This window comes from Massilia mucilaginosa (assembly GCF_011682145.1).
In the GTDB taxonomy this organism is placed as follows: domain Bacteria; phylum Pseudomonadota; class Gammaproteobacteria; order Burkholderiales; family Burkholderiaceae_D; genus Telluria_A; species Telluria_A mucilaginosa.
Genome location: NZ_WHJH01000024.1, coordinates 12,421 through 30,771 on the forward strand (window position 1 = coordinate 12,421; position 18,351 = coordinate 30,771).

Here is an 18,351-nt window from a genome sequence, read left to right on the forward strand (position 1 = left end):
AACCGTCTCGCACGGCAATGACGCTTAGGGCCGAATCATGGTGTTCCCTTCGGCTGTTCGTCCCTCTGGCTGGGCTGGAAATGATAGCGTGCACCGCGCCTTTCGCCTTGACGCTTAACCCTGTCGGTCAAGATTAGCTCCGAGATCGCGGTGTTCCATTGGCCGTCAGTGACGCCAGTGGCGGCGATAATGTCCGATTTCGAGTGCCAGCCGAGATGGGTTCTCAGGTATTCAACGATGACGGGGGTCGGTCCCGCGTTATACTCTGCGTGGGATTCGGCGGCCTTATAGTAGGTCTCTTCATTTGCTTGAGGAGTATCGAAGCCAAACGATGATTGCCATGCAGGCCTATCTTCGGTGCGCTGGACGCGAGATTTGCGGACAGCCGCACCATTGATCTTGTTCATATGCAAACCTTGGGCGACTTCTTCCTCGTGCCGAATGCGGTTCAACTCCGACAGTCGCCGCAGCACTTCGACGCGTGCTCTCTCCGAAATGGTGAAGCGGACGCGGTCGTTCTCCGGCAGATATGGCACTTCGTGGAAGCCGTGTTGGAGATCAAGGTCATCCCAGCCGTAGGCGCGCGCGACAGCATCGTCCAATGCACGCTGCACCGCGCGCAACTTCTCAATGCGAGGATCGTCCTCAGTCTCGATATGGAAGCGGTTGTAGAGTTTGGTTAGACCGATACGATCGACTCGCATTAAATCTATGCGACCCTGGTGGAGTCGATCACCCAAGTCATCAAGCGCCCCCACGGGTGCGTCATAGAATCCAGGAGGGAAAGCAAACGGATCGAGTGCATCGGTCGGGGTATACCGAAGGTCGCTCTTCAGACGCGAGGCGTGCTGCCAGGCGAAGCCGGCATGGACACTTGATTGCAACACCGCAAAATCTCTTGCCCGGCTAAGCGAGAATACGACGGTGGCATCCGAGAATATAATATTACGGTCGACAAACGAGAACGCCAGCGTCTTGCTGACGCGTGTGATCACTAACACTCTTGGGGCTTCACTCGAGTTGGCCGACCAGCCTTCCGGATGGCGCTCGAAATAGCTACCATGACCAATGGCATGATATAGGGCAGGGCGCTTGTCAGCATAGTGCCACCAACGTTCAGGGAGCGGTTTTCGGAGCACAAAATCACCACGTTCGTTGCGGCGTTGCCGTTCCGGCTTCACTCGATCTTCAATCCACTGCCACGGCATCTCGTATTTTCGTGCGCGCTCCTCTGGCCAATCCCAAAAGTTGATTGCCCAGCGGCTCGGTCGCTGCTCGCAGTCGGAATTGAGGTCATCGCCGTTTATATAAGGGAAGATCACCTCGGCATTCTTCGGGTCCGCGTCGAGCATCCGCTGCGCCTCGTCTGACGTTAGCACGAAGCCCATTCCAAGTACGTAGGAGCCAATGAACGCTTTACCTTCGTTTGCTTTCAATCGCATCGGACTCCACTCCTCACGATCGGACAGAAAGGCCGAAATGTAGGAAACCGGTCGCCCAAGCAGCGAGCGTTCGCCCTGCCAAACACCTTTATGGACATGAACTCGACTGGTGATGACCGCCGCTTTTCCTGGCCAAGGTTCGTTCGGATAGGCAGCATGGATAACAGCGCCCGAACCGACCATTGCTTCAAGCCCTACTTGTCGCGTATCACCTTCTGCGATCGTGTTGACCGCAAGCAGCCCAAACCCGCCGCCTTCTCGAAGTATGCTCCAAGCCCGCAGAAAGAAGTATGCGACCAGATCCGCCGATCCGCGGCGCCCATCAGCGAGATTGTTCACTAGCCAGTTGCGGTATGCATCGCCCGTTGCACCTGTGATGCGCTTGCCGCCGAGGAATGGCGGGTTTCCCACTATCGCGTCAAAGCCACCGCGCTCGTTCGCAAATACCTCTGGAAATTCCAACGGCCAGTGGAAAGGTCGATGTGCAGGCTTGTCAACAGGCACGTCGGTCGAGAGAGCGACAAGCGACCTCTGGCACATAAGGCTAAGTTCGTTGTGGTCGCCGTTGATTGCCTGCCCTACCTGTACAGTCAGCGATTCTAGGATGCTATTCAACGGCGCGCCGTTGCCGCGTGATGTGAACACTGCCCCAATAAGCGCATCGGCTATATATTCCGGCACTTTGACCCTGCTGCGCGCGTCGGCGTCCAAATGGGCCATCGTTTCGACGTCGTGGATGTCGCGGATGGGTATCTCACGCAGGCGTGAGCGCAATTCAATGGCCTCGCGCACGGCGATCTCAATGTTCTGTCCAAATAGGCGTTGTTGGCCTTTGCCTGTCGGATTCATCGACAATTCCGTGAGTTGTTCCAGCCTGTGGATTCCGAGCAGGCTATCGCCGTGGCGCAGGTTGTGATCGAGAAAGCCGAAGGGACGTCCCTTAGCCATTGTCACCAACCAAATGGAAAGCTTGGCCAGTTCAACGGCTAGTGGATTCACATCGACGCCATAGAGGCAGCGCTCGGCGATTAGGCGGCGGGCGATTACGATGCGTATTTCGGTGTCGCGTGGCAGTGGTTCTTTGACATCGGAAGCACAACGTACGTCGCCATCGACGCTCACCACTTCACCTGAAGTTTCAACCACAGCCCAAGCTTCAACTAGTCGGTCGGCGAACCAACGGCAGGCTTGTACCAGGAAGGCACCCGAGCCCATGGCGGGGTCGCAGATCTTGAGAGCCAAAAGCTCTGCCGGAGATTTAAGCTTCCAATTCTCGCGGGCCGCTCCTACTGCAGGGCCTACGTATGCGACGGGTGTCAACGTCTCGCTTACGATGGCCTCTGTCAGCGATTTAGGAGTGTAGTGGGTGCCGGTTTCGCGCCGGTCGGAACCGGTGGTGACGATGAAGGCACCTGCTGGATAAACAAGCGGATAGCCCCATGGATCGGTGCGCAGCAAATGGGCATAGGGTTTGACGCGATCGCGGAGCTTTGTGTCGCCTTGGCAAGCCGTCAGCAAGCGGTCGGCCAAGTTGTCATCGACGGCTTTCGCTAGATCATTGCGCACCCGGCTGTCAGAACTGCCAGAGCGCTCTTGCAGCAACTCGGCCAATCGCACGGCACCATCCAAGCGTGCCGAATCCAGTTCGGCCAACTTAACCCATGGTGCATTGGCGTTTTTGGCGGAATCTAGTTCCAGCGTGACCTCATCGATGCGCTTGACAGTGCGTTCGAGCAGTCCTTCGTACACGTAGCCGATCTGTTCGACATCCAGCGCACGGTAAGAAAGTGTGCGGCCCTGAAATTGCTGGATGGCTTCCAGCAACAACAGCACAGTGCGGTTGTCGATGGGTAGTGGATTGGCTGCGCCGGTGCGCCAGTTGGAGCCCTTCACCCGACCTTCGAGGAACGGAAAGCGGTCGGGATCGAACAGCGAGCCGCCCAATGCAGGCAGGCGAAGGTTTTCGTGCTCAATGCCACCGAACACCGCGCGGAAGGTCGCCAGCAGGCGCGACCAGGCATCCCAGCGGCGCTCCAGAATTTCCTCGCACTCTTTGCGCAACTGCATGCGCAGGGTGGAGAGCGCGTAGTTGGCCTCGTAGCATTCGTCGCCCATCAGGAGTAGACCACGCTCCTCAGCCGAGAGCAGGAACACCAGGCGCATCATCACTGTCAGCGCGGCCTCATACAGTTCGGGTTCTTTGACGTCGTGCAGGAGCTCTCGATTGCGGTCTTGGTCGGCTTTGTCGAGCGTCTGAACTAATACTTCGACGGCGCGGCGGACTTGCTCGCCAAGGGCGTCGGTGACTTCGTCCTGAAACTTCAGGGAGCGATCGAACAGCACAGGCAATTGTTCGGATTCATCGACAAAGAAACGGCGAATGCCGAGCAGGTGAACGAAAGCCTGCAGGGTGATGGGCTCTTGGCTCCAGACCCGGGCATACCAACTGGCAAAGGTGCTAACGGCACCCACTGGGGCATCTACAAGCATCCAACGCTCACCGTTGGTCACCAAACCAAGTCGACAACCGAGCGAGCGGCACAACTGCACCATTCGATCGGCAGGGGTGGCAGCCCAGCCATCTTGCTTCACGGTTGCATTGAGGTCGACCTCCTGCGCATAGCTCTGGATCAGCAGCAGTGGCGTGTTGGCACGTTGCTCGTCAATCACCGCATAATCGGGCGACAGTGTCACGCCAGGTTCTGCCAAACTGGCTTGGAGGTTGGCGGCGCACCAGTCGGCGCGCTTGAGAAGGGCGCCTTTTCCGTCTTCATCAAGCTCAAGGCCACGCGAAAGCACTTCCTCGATCCATGCAACGTGCAACTCGACGAACTCCGGGTCTTCCAGCTCCAGCGCTTCGCGCCATTCCTCGTAGGCTTGACGCAGACGTTTGCGCTTCGTGGCATCAAGTTCTTCTAGCCCTTGCGGAAAGGCTTCCTTCAGAACGGGAACAGCGAGGAAGGGGCCGGAGATCTCGATCAGCGACAGCCAATCATCATGCATGCTGGGAGCACTCATGCACCACCTCCCTGCACGGCAGATGCGGGCACTAGAAAGATGACGGCGACCGGGAAGGTGCGGTCGTTGAGTTTGGCGTAGCGGCTTTCGATGGCTTTAGCCTCCTGCTGGCGCTCGGCCGGAATGCGGGCAAGTCGGGCCTCCAGTGCGGCGGTGTCGCGTCTGAGCTGTGTTCGTTCGTCTTCGGAGAACAAGGAAAGCTGGGCAGGTTGCTGATCTTTTTTTAGTTCGGCGTGGATGGCTTTTTCAAGCTCATCAAGGACGGCGCCAATGTCGGCCACTTCCTGCTGCTCGCGGGACTGCAAGGTGTGGGTCAGGAATTTGAGCCGATCTTTTGAACGCGCATCCACTGACTGTAGGATGACGCCTTGGGTGCGATCGAAACGTACACGGATAGCATCGAAGAGTGAGTCTGGAGCCGTAAGTGGCTTAGCGATATCCAGCCATTGCTGGACTTTTGTGACGCCTTCCTCGCGACGGAAAGACTTATCCCCCAGATAGCCCCCTGCCACTGTAAGCTCTTCATGTAGGCGATGATGGTTGCCGCCTGTGATGACCAGTCGTGAGACGACGACGACGGCAGGGTCGGCGATCAGGGCGTCCGGTACCGAACGCACGGTGACGCGATGCAACTTCTTCACGTCGTCTTGGGCCCACACCTCAGCGCGCAGCAAGCGCAGACACATCTGTACGAGTCGGTGGTTCAGGTGAACTAACACTACGTCGTCACGCCCGGTTGCAACCGCATGGTCGAAAGTGATCGGACGAATTTGCAGCGTGTGAGGATGGCGCAGCCCCTCAAGGCATCGTGCCCACGAGCCCGACAGCGCGGGCATCTTGAATACGGCGCCAGTCCGGGCATCAGCCAGGGCAAAGGGTTCCAGCGGTGGGCGACCTGCCAACAGAAGACCTGTCTTGACCGCCATGAGGATGTGCTCTGGCGTGAGATGGAAATCCTGTTGTGTGGTCAGCAGCCGCTCGTGGAGCTTAGCGACGCGGTCTTTCAGTTCTCGCTCGGCTCGCACAAAGCGTCTGGCTTTGGCGATTTTGGCTTCAGCGAGTCTGGTGTCGAGCTCCTTGAGCGAGCCTTCTATCAGCCCCGAAATTTGTGGTGCGATGACCGGGTTAACGCTGCCCATGTCAGACCGCATAGATTCGAGCTTGCGAAGTGCCCGGATAATGTCGTCGCCGTGGCCACCGATCGTCGCTTTGCCCTGTTCGCCGCCATCAACGGGGTGCCAAATCAATACTTCCTTGTGACGCTGGCCGTGCCGGTCGATACGGCCATTGCGCTGCTCCATAACATTGGGATTGTACGGAATCTCAAGATGGATGAGGCAGTTGCAGTGGTTCTGCAAGTCGATACCTTCAGATGCGGCATCGGTGGCCAGCAAAATCCGGACTGGTGAATCCTTCGGCGAGGTCTGGAAAGCGGCTTTAATTTTCTCTCGCTCATCTTGCGGCATACCGCCATGAAGGATGGCCAATCTGTCGCCGCCAAAATCGTGGCTAGCGAGAATTTCGTGCATCCATTGGTGGGTGGTGCGGTATTCGGTGAACAAGATCACTCGGCGATCATTCCACTGACGGTCGGTTTTTAGATTAGTCGTGAGCCAGTCGAGGACGGCTTTGGCTTTGGCGTCGACCTGGTTCTTAGCCGATTGCGCCCACGACCGCAGCTCATTTAACATTTGTTGCTGGTCTGCTGTGAGCGGTTGCGCGCGACGCGAGGCTTCTTCAACGGCCTCTGCTTGCGCATTTTCGACTTCCTGGTCGTTGGCGTAGTCTTCCTCGACCCGCAGGATGGCTTTGCGCAAAATGCGATCGGCCATCGCATCCTTGTCTTTGCGTTGGCTTCCATTGACGAGGCTGGCGATGTGCTTCTCAAGGGTGGATGCGAAAGCGGCAGGAGAAGAAAAGAGTCGTTTTTTGAGCAACTGATTAACGAACGACGTGCCCAACAAATTGCCGACCTTCGCTGCATCCTGCTCCCGGCTCGCGCAGTAGTCATTCAGCTTTTGGTGGATGGCGCGGTCCTGTGCGGAGTATGAGGCCAGCAGCGCTCGCAGCTTGCGCTGTGCATAGAGCGGCTTGCCTTCTGAATCGACGAGGTCGCTTTTCAGTCGGCGGATCATTACCTGACTCAACTGCCTTTCATCCGGCAAGATATTTCGAGCGAAACGTTGGTCGTCGAGCAACTCCAGCAACGAAGTGAAGGATTCGGTGTAGCCGTTATGCGGAGTGGCCGTAAGAAACAGACGATGCTGGAAGTGCGGACTGATGTAGCGAATAAAGCGTGTGCGCTGACTCTCAAGCGCGTAGTTCGCGCCGGCTGCGGGGGCGACGTTGTGTGCTTCATCGACGACCAACATGTCGAATTTGCGCGGATAGCTGGTGTGCGTAGGCAATACGTCACGCATAGCGCGCAAGCCTTCGCCGCTTTTGACCCAGTCCATAGACGCAATAAGGCGTGGATGCGAAGTCCAGGGATTGGCATGGATGCCGCGATCTCGGCGCAACTGTTTGATATATCCGGTGTCAACTACCTTGAACTCAAGGCCGAACTTTTCCAGCATCTCCACCCGCCACTTTTCTTGCAGCGATGCGGGGCAGATGATCAGGACGGAACGGGCGCGGTGCCGCAGCAACATCTCCTGGATGACGAGACCGGCTTCAATGGTTTTGCCCAATCCAACATCGTCGGCGATGAGTAAATTGACGCGGGCCATATCAATGGCGCGGACAAGAGGGTCCAGTTGGAAATCCTCAATGCTAACCCCGCTGCGGAAGGGGGCCTGTAGGAACCCACGATCTGCGTTCGTTGCGGCACCCCACCTGACCGCATCAAGGAACGCCTCAAGGGTGGCGGACTCATCTTGGCCCGTAATCGACGGCAGACCGGACCGTTCGATTACTTGGGCACCTGGCTCAATCTCCCAAATTACCTCAAGTTGTTCGCCTAGTCCGTCTTCGTCAATCGACGAAAGGGTCACTAAGTTCTGCTCAGTAGAGTTCGCCGCCCAATTAGAGGAAGCGACATCCGCAACTACCCACTGCCGGCGACGCACCTCGACAAGTTGTCCCAATTCCGGAGGCGCGCGATAACCTTGACTTATTTGATCCACTGTAATTTCCACGCAAGTATTTCTTGTTCTGTCTGATCAAATAGGCTATGTCTAGACTGGTAGATTCACAACGTGCTTCTTGTGACCACCAGAAATCCTTGTTCGCGTCGCGTGATTGGCATCTGCTAAACCGGTGCGCGGCACTCGGATCAAATTTATGCCCGACTAATTCAAAAGCGGTGCGATGTGGGCACTAATACTTCTTGCGATCGCCCTCCCCAAATCCACGGGTACTGCGTTACCAATTAGGCGTCCAAGTGCTGTGAAGCTGACTTCGCCACCGGCCGGCACAAAAACATAGTCACGGGGGAAGCTCTGCAAGATTGCGGCCTCCCGCAATGAGATCGCCCTATCTTGTTTTGGATGTCCAAAGCGCCCATTTCCGAATCCGTAGCATTGCGTAGTCATTGTGGGAGCTGGCTTGTTCCATTCCATGCGGCCGTACACGCCTGGATATGTTCGTCCGCTCTCAGCCCGGTGGCACTCTGCAACAAGATGTCCGGGCCAATCCCGCCAAGTTCCTCCTGGTCGCGAGGCTCGAATACGTTGCAGATTTTTTTCCGACAACGATGCTGTTGCATGGAGCTTATCCCTTGTTGCAGACTCCCCTGCATGCAGACTTCGCAAGCGACCGATGGCTTGACGAACTGTTTTCGGCTTCACATGAGTTGCCGGTACCATCGTGATGCTACCGTGCTTTGAGGCTAACAGGACCATTCGGCGTCGAATCTGAGGAACTCCGTATTTTGAACTATCGACGATATCGAACCAGACGTGGTAGCCGAGCCTTTTTAGGGTGTCAATGAAATCGTGAAAGACCGCGTGCCGCGCCACAGATGGCACATTTTCCATCGTAATAACATCGGGAGACGCCCCTTCAGCAAGGCGTGCAAATTCGTAAAGGAGTCCCCACTTTCCTTCTTTTCCGTCTATTTCATATCGGTGCGCATACGTTGAGAATGGTTGGCAAGGCGCGCAACCTGCGAGAATCTTCACATCTGCATTGCCAAAGAGTGTCAGCAGTTCTTCGGCAGATACTTTGCTGATATCTCGCTCCAAGAATTTCGCCTCGTTATTCGACTCGTAGGGGTACCTGCAAGCAGGGTCCAAATCAATGCCCGCTGTTACAGGCAAGCCTTCCAAAACAAATCCATGGGTAAGCCCCCCCGCGCCGCAGAACAAGTCGACACAAGCAATTTTCTTCACATTACATCTCCATGATTGATTTGATTCCTACCGCATAGCGAAGCCATACCATCAGTTAACAAAAATTAACCTTTGCTCCGGTTTTCGATCTCAGCAGCGCCACCAGAGCGTACCCAGTCGTCGACTTCGTCGGATTTGAATTTCCAAAGCCTGCCGATGCGATGAGCTGGCATGTTCCGCTTGCTTATCCAAGCGTAGACGGTGTCCTTGCTCACTCCGAGGTATTCAGCAATCTCCTCGACCGACAACCAGCGTTCTGACATAACAGGAGGTTCCATCTCAAAAGCGAAAATTGGGCAATTTCGAATGATCGCATGCCCACGAGAAGATGTAAATGAACTTCGACGCGGTTTGCCATGGATTGGCTTGTTTTAACCTGGTTAAGCCTGATTAAGACCGTACAGAAGGTTTAATGCGAGTCCTGGCGACCGAAAAAAGGTTGCCTGGAGGACAGAGGGGGCAGGTCGTTGGGCGGGCGCTTCGACGACCTCCAAGTATCGAGTTTTTGGGTCCTGGCGAAGCGAATCGAAATTCTTTACGATCCACGACATCATGCCCGACCTGAGCCAAGTATCCGGCGCGGAAGTCCCAGTCCGCGCGGCAGGGAGATCCAGTTGAGAGCACACTGGCATAGCACCCAATAGTTGGCGTTCGCGTCGCGATTGCCCGACGGTGGTAGGGAGCCGAGCATTGATGCGTGAAGGCCGGTTGTTCCATCGCTGCGTATCGTGCGAATTTGCGTCGAACTTGCCATCCGAGGCGCAGGCGGTGCTACTGCTGCCCGTAGCGGCAAGCCTGAACTTTCTAGGCCGGAAAAAAACGACCTTCACGCCAACCGGTACACCCGTACTGTGCACACGCACTTGCCATTGCTCGTCGCGCTCATGCTCAGCGGCATGCGCATGAGCATTCAGGCCGAGCTCGACACATTTTTTGGTCACCTGGCCGGGCAGGCCCAATTGTTGCGCGTGGTTTCCGAGCAGGCGTTCGCACAAGCGCGCGCCAAACTGTCCTTGACCGCCATTCCTTTGCTCAACGATTGGCTCGTCAACCGCGCCGAGCTACACGGGTTCGTGCCGCGCTGGCACGGCTTGCGCCTGGTCGCCGCCGACGCATCAACGGTGCGCTTCGGCGTACGTGCCACCCGCCGCGCGCACGCTGCGCCGCCCGACCAGATTCTCTTTGGCTTGTTTCTGCCCGGCGCCGAGTTGATGGTGGCGACCTCGCTCCACGGCATTGAGGAGTGCGGCGAGCGCCAGGCGTTGGTCCAGCATCTGGACCGGCTCTCCAGCGACGACTCGCTGCTGCTATACCGGGCTATCCGTCGCGCTGGCTCGTTGCCCTGCTCAATGAGCGTGCCATTTCATTCTGCATGCGGGTGGAAAAAGCTGGCTACGGCGGCTTCGCCTGCGTGCAGGCGTTTTTGCGCTCCGGTCTTGATGAGCAGATTGTCACGCTCAGTGCACCATCGCAGCGCGATGCCGCCGATTGCGAGTTCGCCTGCACGCCACAGCAGGTTCTCCTGGTGCGCGACGTCGCACCGAACGGCAAAGTGCGTGTGTTGATGACCAATTTGTTAGGCACCGCACGCTTTCCGGCCGCCGCCTTTGGCGACTTCTACCACAAGCGCTGGCGCATCGAGAAAGCCTTCAAACGGCTCAAGGGCCGCCTCAACTTGGGGCACGTTTCCGGCCTATCCCAGCAGGCCGTGGTTCAGTATGTCGCCGCCAGAATCATGTGCGACAACCTACAGACCTTGGCCGCGCTGACCGCACATGACCAAGCCGACCTGCGGGCCGTCGACTGCATCAATCACGCCTATTGCATCCTTGTTTTACACTCTCAGTGCCGCAGTGTTGACAACATTACATCAATGAAGTCAGCCCAATTTTTCGTATGATGGGGTTGCAGCACATGCTACGCCCGAACCGCCGCATGGTATGCAATCTACAAATTTCTGAAGACCTGGCCAACCTCCAGTGCCTCCGCACATGGCGCATTCCTTGCCTTCTGCGGAAAGCTGACGTGCCCGTGCAAGGCGGATAATCCAATCGTTTGGTAGCCCTCGAAATTCTTCCTGCTCAGACATACCTATGCCTTTAGCCAGTGCCACAGTGCCATGCCAGAAAGCGTCATGAGTGTTCCACCTATTGCTAACACGACCACTACTGCTATTACTCTGTGATAAATATGGGACACACAGAAGACTGTCAGGCCGAGAAGGACGTAAATTAGTTTGGCGGTCGTCGTGTGCACGACAAAGTACGAGACTCCACTCAGATACCCATGTAAGTAGTAAACGGCGACCGCCGTGACGATAGCTGGGATCACAATTGACATGGTCTCCTCGCTTCTGCCCCGGATTTCGTCGTCGGAATAGATCGAGTTGCCGATGCGATGGAACGCCATTTTTTACTCCATCAGAGCTGAACATGTCACACATATTATCCCATTTTGGGATAATTGTGCTGTGATGATCACATGGGGGATGAAATCAATCCACGATCCTCGTTACTGCGAATTTATTGAACACATGATAACTGCAAGAATGACACGGAAAGTTACGCAGTGGCAACTAGCGCAACTGCTCGCCAGACCTCAATCCTATGTTGCAAAGGTAGAGAATCTCGACCGGCGTCTCGACGTGGTAGAGACTAGAGATTGGCTGATTGCCCTTGGCGTCAGCCCAGATTCTTTCATGCACGAGATTCGATGGTGGTCACAATTGACCTAAGAGGGTGAGCATTGCGACGTTTTGCTCGTTGGGAGTCAAGGCAACGGAATTTTTAGCTAAAAAGCCGCCATTGATGAGTTAGGGCGGCCGAAATGGCTCGGCGCCTATTTCGGCTGACTCGGGGCGGGGGGGCGCATCCGGAAAACTCGGTAAACACGCCTCCTCGAAACGGCAGTGACTGCGCGACCATGATTTCTAGAATTATTCACTTTCCCGCACGTTTTTTTGGAGGCGATTTCTTCCGTTCTTTTGCTGCAATTCCACTTATTTTTCTTGCGCTTTCTGGGAGTGCATTAAGTTGTGCCAGTGAATCCCGTAGTTCAGAGAAACGATTATAGTAGCTCGACAGTTTTGTGGTGCCCCCGAGCTCCGCCATAACGGCAATAAGTGAAACATGGCCCCGAAGAAGAATTTCCTCGTTCCGCTCTAGCTGCTCAATCCGGCTCTGTTGTTGTTCCAGCTTTGTAGCGACCTCAGCTTTGCTCCCTTTCTTGAGGCGATCTTGCCATTTGTTTAGCTCAACTTGGCGCAACTGATAAATTTCAAGTAGTTCTCTGCGAGCGCGGTCGCGGGTGATTGTAGAAGCGCTTGCTACCTCAGGGTGGCGCTTTGCGACCTCACGTGCGCTGATATTGATGTTTTCAGCCAAAAGGCTTTCTAAAATCGCTGTGAGCTGAGTGTCAGCCTCGTCGGAACGCTTACGTACCATCTAGTAGGTCCTTTCTTTTGGTATCGCTTGAGAAATCGCGGCCCTCTGGGAAAACGCGTTCGCCTGGTTCTGTTGCGAGAAGCAATCCTACGTTTGCTAGACGAAGCTCAGCGTGCTGAATTTGATTCTCCCTGCCCACAGTTGATGGCGGTTTCGATCGCGCGAGATCAACGGCAGCCTTAAGTTTTCCTTGCAGCGCGACGAGATTGCGGCGATTTTCAGGCAGGTCCGTTGCTGACAAATGCATGCAGCCGTTAAAACATTCGAGGTGCGTAGGGCAGGGCGCCACGGTAAAAGAATTCAGACAATGACCATAAGGAGTTGCATGAAATCCATCCGCCTCGCCTTTTAGAAAGCTATACGCGACTTCTGAACCTTGCGTTTTTTCTAAATGTCGGAACTCTGCGACTATAGGACCATTTGCCCGACCTGCCTTGATAAGCTTGGCTACAGTGTTAGCCTTGGGGCCGAGAAACTCCTCCCACTCGTCTGGTAAAGAAACTTGATCTAGCTCCTCCTGAAGACTTCGATGATCATACTCGTAACTCTGAGCGACAGATCTACGATTAAATCGCTTGGTAATAATAGTATCGGCAATGCCAAGCCGGAATAGCTCGGTATTTTGGAGATGTCGTAAACTATGCGGAAGTAGTAAAAGTTTCTGATCCACCGCTGTCTGGCCGTAGGTCTGAAATATACTTGGGCCATTCGGCCCATTCGAAGTCAACGCGTTTCCAATGATCTCTGGCGTCGCTATTCCTACTCCCATTGTGTAGCCAATATGACATGGATTGTCGCCGCGACCTTCTCCGACAGCACGTTTGGGGATTAGGAAGATCAGCTCATGCGATTGGAGGCTACCACCGCCGTCCAGCCTGAATGCCGCCGTGTCAGATATCTTTGTTGGTAATTTTGCTCGTATATAGTGTTCAATCTCATCAATACGGAGGAATTGGTTGGTCACGCCTCTGCCAGCCCAAGGTCTACCGTCAGCACTCCTAAACTGTAAGCCTTCGGTTTGAAGTCGATTTGCGAAAGTGTAAAATGCGGATCTAGCCGGGTGTCCAACGTCGCTTTGTAGGAGCATTAGCTCGTCCAAAAGTGCGACATCAAAACTTTCGCGGTAACGTGAAAGGTACGGGCCAACCACGTTATCGGGAACGTCCTTGAATAAAACACTTCCAGTAAGTCGACTATACAGAACGCTTATGGGTTGAACCGACTCTGGACTGTACATCGGTAGAATTCGACCCGAATCCGTCTGCATTTTCAATGTTTTGCGCAGCGGCCCGGTAATCTGCGCTACGTGGTCAAGAATTTCGCCGATCAAAGTTTCAAAAACCGACGGAATAAACTGGGTATTTTCCCAAAGGGCGCCTATTTCCCGCCGTTTACTTCCCTGTTTTTCCGCGAAATGACGCAAAAGAGTAGCGCTCCCGAAGCCCCCATATCTTTCAGCGCTCACCCCTTTGATATCCCTATATTCAAGGACACGCTTCCAGTCAAGCGGAACCATCGAAATTTCACCGACACGAAGACCCGTTAGGACCAGCAATTTACATTGCGCAAATCTTATTGCGTCGATAAAGGTGCGTGGTGATTCAGTAAAGATGATTCTGATTAGCTCCCAAAAAGCTCGCTGTTCAGGCAGCTTCTCCGCATTTTTACGAATTGATAGCGAATCTCGGATTGTGGTTTCCGCGGTTTTAAACTTCGCGCTTCGCTTGTTTTGCGGAGAAGTTGGGCGAGCAGAGTCGATCTTAGAAAACAGAGGGCAGTGTGGCGAAAGATGATACGTATCAACAGTTGTCTTAACGAAAGCGCCGATAATGACTGCTGTTTGACCGGATGGCTGAATATCCCGAGCGATCGCCATACATTCCCGGAAATCCTCATCAGTCAACAACCATAGTGGCTTTTGTTTCACGGTGGCGAGAAGGCGAATAGCATTGCATACGCCGGCCAGATAAGGCAGACTCAGACCTAACACCATTAAGTGGTTCAAGGTATATGCCTTGATCAGATCTTGCCAGCTTTCGGAGATAACTCCCGGACGACAGCTCTCAACCGTGCTATTGATAATTCGATCGGATTTAGCTTTGACTTTGGCTACGATTGAGAAGTTTCGAAGTTTTGCCTGAAGTGGATTTCCATCGCTGATAAGCGCGCGCAGGTCCCATGCTGTGCCTTCAGAAGCGTATCCATCATCGCTGACCATCATCGTCCAGTTAAGCCCAGCAGATTTGGCCAATTTTTTTCCCTGTTCAATATATGCGTCGAACTCTAGGGGGGTATGATCGCTTCTTATGTCCAAGGAATTAAGCATTTCTATCTTCGATAATTGCGATCACGTCTTGCACCTCATTAATTGTTTGCTTTAGCTGTAAGTACGCGGGCGACTGATTCTCTCCTCTTGACGAGACATAGAAAAACCGGACAATTTCGCGAAACTCGCTGAGAACTTGCTTATGGATTTCTACATCAGTCGTTGCGAGAAATTTCGGACATCCATAGCAAGCTGTTATTGGATTATAGGGGCAAGTTGGCTGGCCAGTTTCGCATGCTCCAATACCCGAGATAGGGATCCCGTGCGGGGCACCGGCTATTTGATTTTCACCCTTTAAAGTTGAGAGCTCGTTTGGAGATATGAAGCCCATAGCTGCGATTTTTACAACAGTTCTATAAGTTTGAGAAATTCCTAGCGCTTGGTTGACGCGTTCCGCCTGAGTCGCGGAAGTGTCATAATAAACCGTTCCAGAGTCTAGACTGGAGTGCCCCATAAATTCAGCAAGTTCTTCAGCGCTCGCTCCAGCATCGACCTGTCGCATCGCGCCGGAATGTCTTAGGTCGGTAGGCGTCCATTCATCACCAGTGATTCGAATGAGTGCAGCTTGCAACCGCGTAGATACATTTGAGGCAACTGTTATGCCAAAAAGATGAGAGTCACCTGATAATTTTGTTCGCGCCAATAGTTCGGAGAATATGGGTACCCACTCCTTTTTTACCTTCCGTATTAGAGGGCAACGTTTGGACGTCGCCGCACGTTGTTTCAACATGTGGAAGGTCAAATGGACCGACTCATCACCAGCTTGGGAAGTAAAAAATCGCATGTCACGATAGCGCAGCAATCCAATCTGTTTCGGACGCATTGCGAACTGATAGCAACATATGACCATGCCAGCATCTATTAGATCAGGAAGTGCCAAGGAGGATGCGGTTTGAGCAGCGTTCTGGATCCATCGCACTAATTTCGCTTCCGCGTTAATGTCGATAAAAACATCACCGGACCGTACAGCTGCATGTTTGTCCCGGCTGGGGAGCGGTAGAGACGAAGAGATATATGATATATAGGAGGGCGCCCAGGTTCCGATCTTCTGCGATGCTGAGAACTTGAGTAAAGACTTTAGAGCTTGATAACTATGCAGGTGCATTTGCTGCGCCAATAATTCGTCCCAAATAAACCGGCACTGGCTTACTTCAGTTGTAAGCAGCCTGGTTATGTCATTTGGGGCGATTGCGCGCAACCCGAAAATATAATGGCCAGCGGTGACTCCGCTAGTGGTGCGTATCATTTCACATACAAAGGCCTTTATTATTATAAGTAACGGTCCGGATTCGATAAATTTATCAAAGTTAATCTTTAATATCGCACCGTTAGCATAAACTGGCCAAATATCACATGAGAAATCCGAGAAACTGTGATGCTTGTCGGTGTAGTCGTCGTGATATCGGACAACCGACGGTAGGAGGAGGGCGGGGATGCTTATCGGTACTTGCTCTCTGTTCAAATTTACTTGAGGTTTCATTCCGGAAGCTCCATTAGCATTGCAGTACGCTCATCGAACTCGTCTGACCAAACCGTCGCCAACCGCTCTTCAAAGGCTGCCTTTGCGTATAGTTGAGGCATAGTGGAGTCCCTGGCCCAACCAAAAAAACTGCGCATCTTCTGTAAGGCTTCTGGCATGGGGTCACCTTTAGACAAAAGTTGTTTCATCCTAATAACTGCTGCTGTATGCCTCAGGTCGTGTGGAGAAATACTGTGCATTCCTGTTCGGTCTTCAAGCATTTTTAGGGCTGTCTTAGATAAAGATCTACTGAGTAGTCTCAGGAAATAGTTCACACCTTCTGCTGAAAGCGGACGGTTTTTCGCACTACTCAGAAAGTAGGAATGATTTTGATTCCCTCTGTAGTTCTCAGCGTAAGCCATTAATGCTTGTGCTGTAGTGGCACTCACTGGAATTTGGCGTATAGAACTAACCGTTTTAATACTCGGCGTTGAATAACGACTATCGTCTTCCTGGGACGTCGCCTTTACATTTAACCAATATTGCACACCTTTCGCCGAACGCTCGTGCTTAAGAAAATCGACGGGGAGAATCAATGTCTCACTACGGCGTAAGCCTTGATGAAGCAGGAGTAGGAAGGTGGCGTAAACTCGCCATTGAGTCGTAGGGTTGGGAAATGGGTTTTTCTCTGCACCAGGAACAACGTTGCTATACAGTTCTTCTAATACGGCAGCAGGTAGCGCGCGTACAAACGTTACGGTTTGGGGTTTCGGAGGACGAAGCTGCCCATATAGGCGCTCAAGTCGCTCCAAACGAACTGCGATATCAGCGAAGCGTGCGCCTGTCGCATCCGACCGAGCAAGTCGCTCTGAAATGTCTCGACAAAAATTCAGATTTGTGCGCCAACGTTCGCCAATTGAAGAACTCACTTTAGATACGTTTCGCAACGAAACAAAATATGATTCCAAAAGATCCTCGATTTGTTCAAATTTCAGCGTGTTGAGGGCGTCGTCGAGATGGGTTGGAGGAAGCGTTGACTCAACATGTGCATAGAAATCATCGATGTGTAAGAGCCTTTTTTTCAAAGTTGCAGGTGCGAGCCCTGCACCTGCAAGCAGGCTCCACGCCGTCGACCAGAAGCGAGGCCAGCCAGTCTGGTCAGTCAGGACATAACCGAAGTGTTCGATTTTTCTTAACATTCAATAGCTACGCCCAAAGTACACAATATTTTCTAATTGTGCGCACAAGTTGTCCCGAAACGCAACACCATCTCAACTGCATCGCATTCGCATAATCAATATTATGTTAAATTAAGGGTGATGGAAACGTCATCGTCGGCTCATCTGTTCGATTGCTCGGCAGCGATCAGGGTCGGTGCGTTGACCTCAAAGAATGCGGATTTGCCATTGAAGACCGAGCCGACGGCGCGACCGTGCGCATCCGGCCCTTGGTTAGCCAGGCTCATCAACAATCCAGCTTCCACGCGGCGTGTGTAGAATCCGGTGGGTGTGCCACGTCAGCGCTCAGGCAATCTGCCGCCCATGGCGAACCCTGCCTCAACAATGATCGATAGGATTCACGTGCCATTGCTGTTCTCGTACGGAAGCTTGCAACAAGAAGGTGTCCAGCTCGCCACATTTGGAAGACGCCTCGCCGGCAGCGCAGACGCACTGGTTGGCTTTGCGCAGGCAATCGTGCAAAGCGAGGACCCGGAGTTCGCCGCCACGAGCGGCAAGACGCACCACCCAATCGTCCGGTTTAGTGACAATGCAGAGGATCGGGTGCAAGGAACTGTATTCGAAGTTTCCGAGGCCGAGCTCGTGGACGCCGACGCGTATGAAGCCGATGCCTGCAAGCGGATTGTGGCGACGTTAGCGTCAGGGGCGCAAGCATGGATCCTCTTGCCTACGCCTATTTTTCGCTGACGGATCCGAGATATTCGATGAGAAAAATCGATGACATTGTCAGTGCGGACAGCCGCTTTCGCGTCGCGTTTGTCAGGCGTGATGACGGCACCCATGGCTATGCTGGGTTCATCAATACAGAAACCGCAGCGAGCCCTGTATGGAAACTGGAGTCAAAAGCCACATCACGCTTTGAATCGCATGAAGTCGCGCTAAATGAAGCCAGGGGACGCCTGGCCTGGTTGAAGAAAGAAACGGACTGGCCGGCCAAAGACCGGGAACCGGTTGCGGCCATTGAATACACGCCAGGCTGGATGAAGTGTCCCTTCTGCGGCATCCGATTCTGCCTGCAGGACCTGGATCGATGGGGTGGCGGCCGTCATCTCACCTGCGGACAGAGAATCGTCAAACAGGCTCATGTTTGATCG

Annotated in this window: 13 protein-coding genes; 3 read left to right on the plus strand and 10 right to left on the minus strand. The window is 53.8% G+C overall.

Annotated features, from left to right (window positions below):
• Positions 1 to 35: 35 nt before the first annotated feature.
• The 5 genes from F2P45_RS18825 to F2P45_RS37275 all read right to left on the minus strand — a co-directional run bounded on the left by F2P45_RS18825 (position 36) and on the right by F2P45_RS37275 (position 10,065).
• Positions 36 to 4,460, minus strand: coding sequence for an Eco57I restriction-modification methylase domain-containing protein (locus F2P45_RS18825; protein WP_166878441.1), 4,425 nt, complete (start codon positions 4,458 to 4,460; stop codon positions 36 to 38).
• Entirely contained in the window at positions 4,457 to 7,597 is a 3,141-nt protein-coding gene (gene drmD, locus F2P45_RS18830; protein WP_166878444.1) for a DISARM system SNF2-like helicase DrmD, read from the minus strand. Before drmD ends, F2P45_RS18825 begins: the two co-directional genes overlap by 4 nt.
• Before the next feature lie 153 nt (positions 7,598 to 7,750).
• Positions 7,751 to 8,791 carry a DNA cytosine methyltransferase gene (locus F2P45_RS18835; protein WP_166878447.1) on the minus strand — a complete coding sequence of 347 codons (1,041 nt, stop codon included), beginning with the start codon at positions 8,789 to 8,791 and terminating at the stop codon, positions 7,751 to 7,753.
• A 65-nt stretch (positions 8,792 to 8,856) separates the two neighbouring features.
• Positions 8,857 to 9,054, minus strand: a complete 198-nt coding sequence (gene mads1, locus F2P45_RS18840; protein ID WP_187367192.1) for a methylation-associated defense system helix-turn-helix domain-containing protein MAD1 — start codon at positions 9,052 to 9,054, stop codon at positions 8,857 to 8,859.
• A gap of 852 nt (positions 9,055 to 9,906) precedes the next feature.
• Positions 9,907 to 10,065, minus strand: a complete 159-nt coding sequence (locus F2P45_RS37275; protein ID WP_370663277.1) for a hypothetical protein — start codon at positions 10,063 to 10,065, stop codon at positions 9,907 to 9,909.
• A 98-nt stretch (positions 10,066 to 10,163) separates the two neighbouring features.
• Between F2P45_RS37275 and F2P45_RS37280 the strand changes: the two genes are divergently transcribed.
• Positions 10,164 to 10,691, plus strand: a complete 528-nt coding sequence (locus tag F2P45_RS37280; protein ID WP_370663278.1) for a transposase — start codon at positions 10,164 to 10,166, stop codon at positions 10,689 to 10,691.
• Positions 10,692 to 11,730: 1,039 nt separating this feature from the next.
• On the opposite strand, the gene F2P45_RS18860 is transcribed toward F2P45_RS37280, so the two are convergent.
• From F2P45_RS18860 to F2P45_RS36790, 5 genes are all read right to left on the minus strand, one after another.
• Positions 11,731 to 12,234, minus strand: a complete 504-nt coding sequence (locus F2P45_RS18860) for a hypothetical protein (protein WP_166878459.1) — start codon at positions 12,232 to 12,234, stop codon at positions 11,731 to 11,733.
• A complete protein-coding gene (locus tag F2P45_RS18865; protein WP_166878462.1) occupies positions 12,224 to 14,560 on the minus strand; it encodes a hypothetical protein in 2,337 nt (778 codons plus the stop codon). Before F2P45_RS18865 ends, F2P45_RS18860 begins: the two co-directional genes overlap by 11 nt.
• Complete coding sequence (locus F2P45_RS18870; RefSeq protein WP_166878464.1) at positions 14,553 to 16,040, minus strand: tyrosine-type recombinase/integrase; 1,488 nt, start codon at positions 16,038 to 16,040, stop codon at positions 14,553 to 14,555. The genes F2P45_RS18865 and F2P45_RS18870 overlap by 8 nt, the downstream gene beginning before the upstream one ends.
• The gene (locus F2P45_RS18875) at positions 16,037 to 17,218 is read right to left on the minus strand and encodes a tyrosine-type recombinase/integrase (RefSeq protein WP_166878467.1); all 1,182 of its coding nucleotides are present in this window, start codon (positions 17,216 to 17,218) and stop codon (positions 16,037 to 16,039) included. The genes F2P45_RS18870 and F2P45_RS18875 overlap by 4 nt, the downstream gene beginning before the upstream one ends.
• 140 nt (positions 17,219 to 17,358) lie before the next feature.
• A complete protein-coding gene (locus tag F2P45_RS36790) occupies positions 17,359 to 17,484 on the minus strand; it encodes a hypothetical protein (RefSeq protein ID WP_267877361.1) in 126 nt (41 codons plus the stop codon).
• 115 nt (positions 17,485 to 17,599) lie between these two features.
• On the opposite strand from F2P45_RS36790, the gene F2P45_RS18880 reads away from it, so the two are divergent.
• Together F2P45_RS18880 and F2P45_RS18885 are read left to right on the plus strand one after the other, a co-directional pair.
• On the plus strand, positions 17,600 to 17,944 hold the full coding sequence (locus tag F2P45_RS18880; protein WP_370663279.1) for a gamma-glutamylcyclotransferase family protein: 345 nt from the start codon (positions 17,600 to 17,602) through the stop codon (positions 17,942 to 17,944).
• The gene (locus F2P45_RS18885; RefSeq protein WP_166878470.1) at positions 17,911 to 18,348 is read left to right on the plus strand and encodes a hypothetical protein; all 438 of its coding nucleotides are present in this window, start codon (positions 17,911 to 17,913) and stop codon (positions 18,346 to 18,348) included. The genes F2P45_RS18880 and F2P45_RS18885 overlap by 34 nt, the downstream gene beginning before the upstream one ends.
• Positions 18,349 to 18,351: the final 3 nt, after the last annotated feature.

Bases quoted from the DNA above. Each gene is read 5' to 3' on its own strand.
- F2P45_RS18825 (WP_166878441.1), bottom strand. From the start codon at position 4,460: ATGAGTGCTCCCAGCATGCATGATGATTGGCTGTCGCTGATCGAGATC.
- mads1 (WP_187367192.1), bottom strand. From the start codon at position 9,054: ATGTCAGAACGCTGGTTGTCGGTCGAGGAGATTGCTGAATACCTCGGA.
- F2P45_RS37275 (WP_370663277.1), bottom strand. From the start codon at position 10,065: ATGCTGGACCAACGCCTGGCGCTCGCCGCACTCCTCAATGCCGTGGAG.
- F2P45_RS37280 (WP_370663278.1), top strand. From the start codon at position 10,164: ATGCGGGTGGAAAAAGCTGGCTACGGCGGCTTCGCCTGCGTGCAGGCG.
- F2P45_RS18860 (WP_166878459.1), bottom strand. From the start codon at position 12,234: ATGGTACGTAAGCGTTCCGACGAGGCTGACACTCAGCTCACAGCGATT.
- F2P45_RS18865 (WP_166878462.1), bottom strand. From the start codon at position 14,560: ATGCTTAATTCCTTGGACATAAGAAGCGATCATACCCCCCTAGAGTTC.
- F2P45_RS18870 (WP_166878464.1), bottom strand. From the start codon at position 16,040: ATGAAACCTCAAGTAAATTTGAACAGAGAGCAAGTACCGATAAGCATC.
- F2P45_RS18875 (WP_166878467.1), bottom strand. From the start codon at position 17,218: ATGTTAAGAAAAATCGAACACTTCGGTTATGTCCTGACTGACCAGACT.
- F2P45_RS36790 (WP_267877361.1), bottom strand. From the start codon at position 17,484: ATGAGCCTGGCTAACCAAGGGCCGGATGCGCACGGTCGCGCCGTCGGC.
- F2P45_RS18885 (WP_166878470.1), top strand. From the start codon at position 17,911: ATGGATCCTCTTGCCTACGCCTATTTTTCGCTGACGGATCCGAGATAT.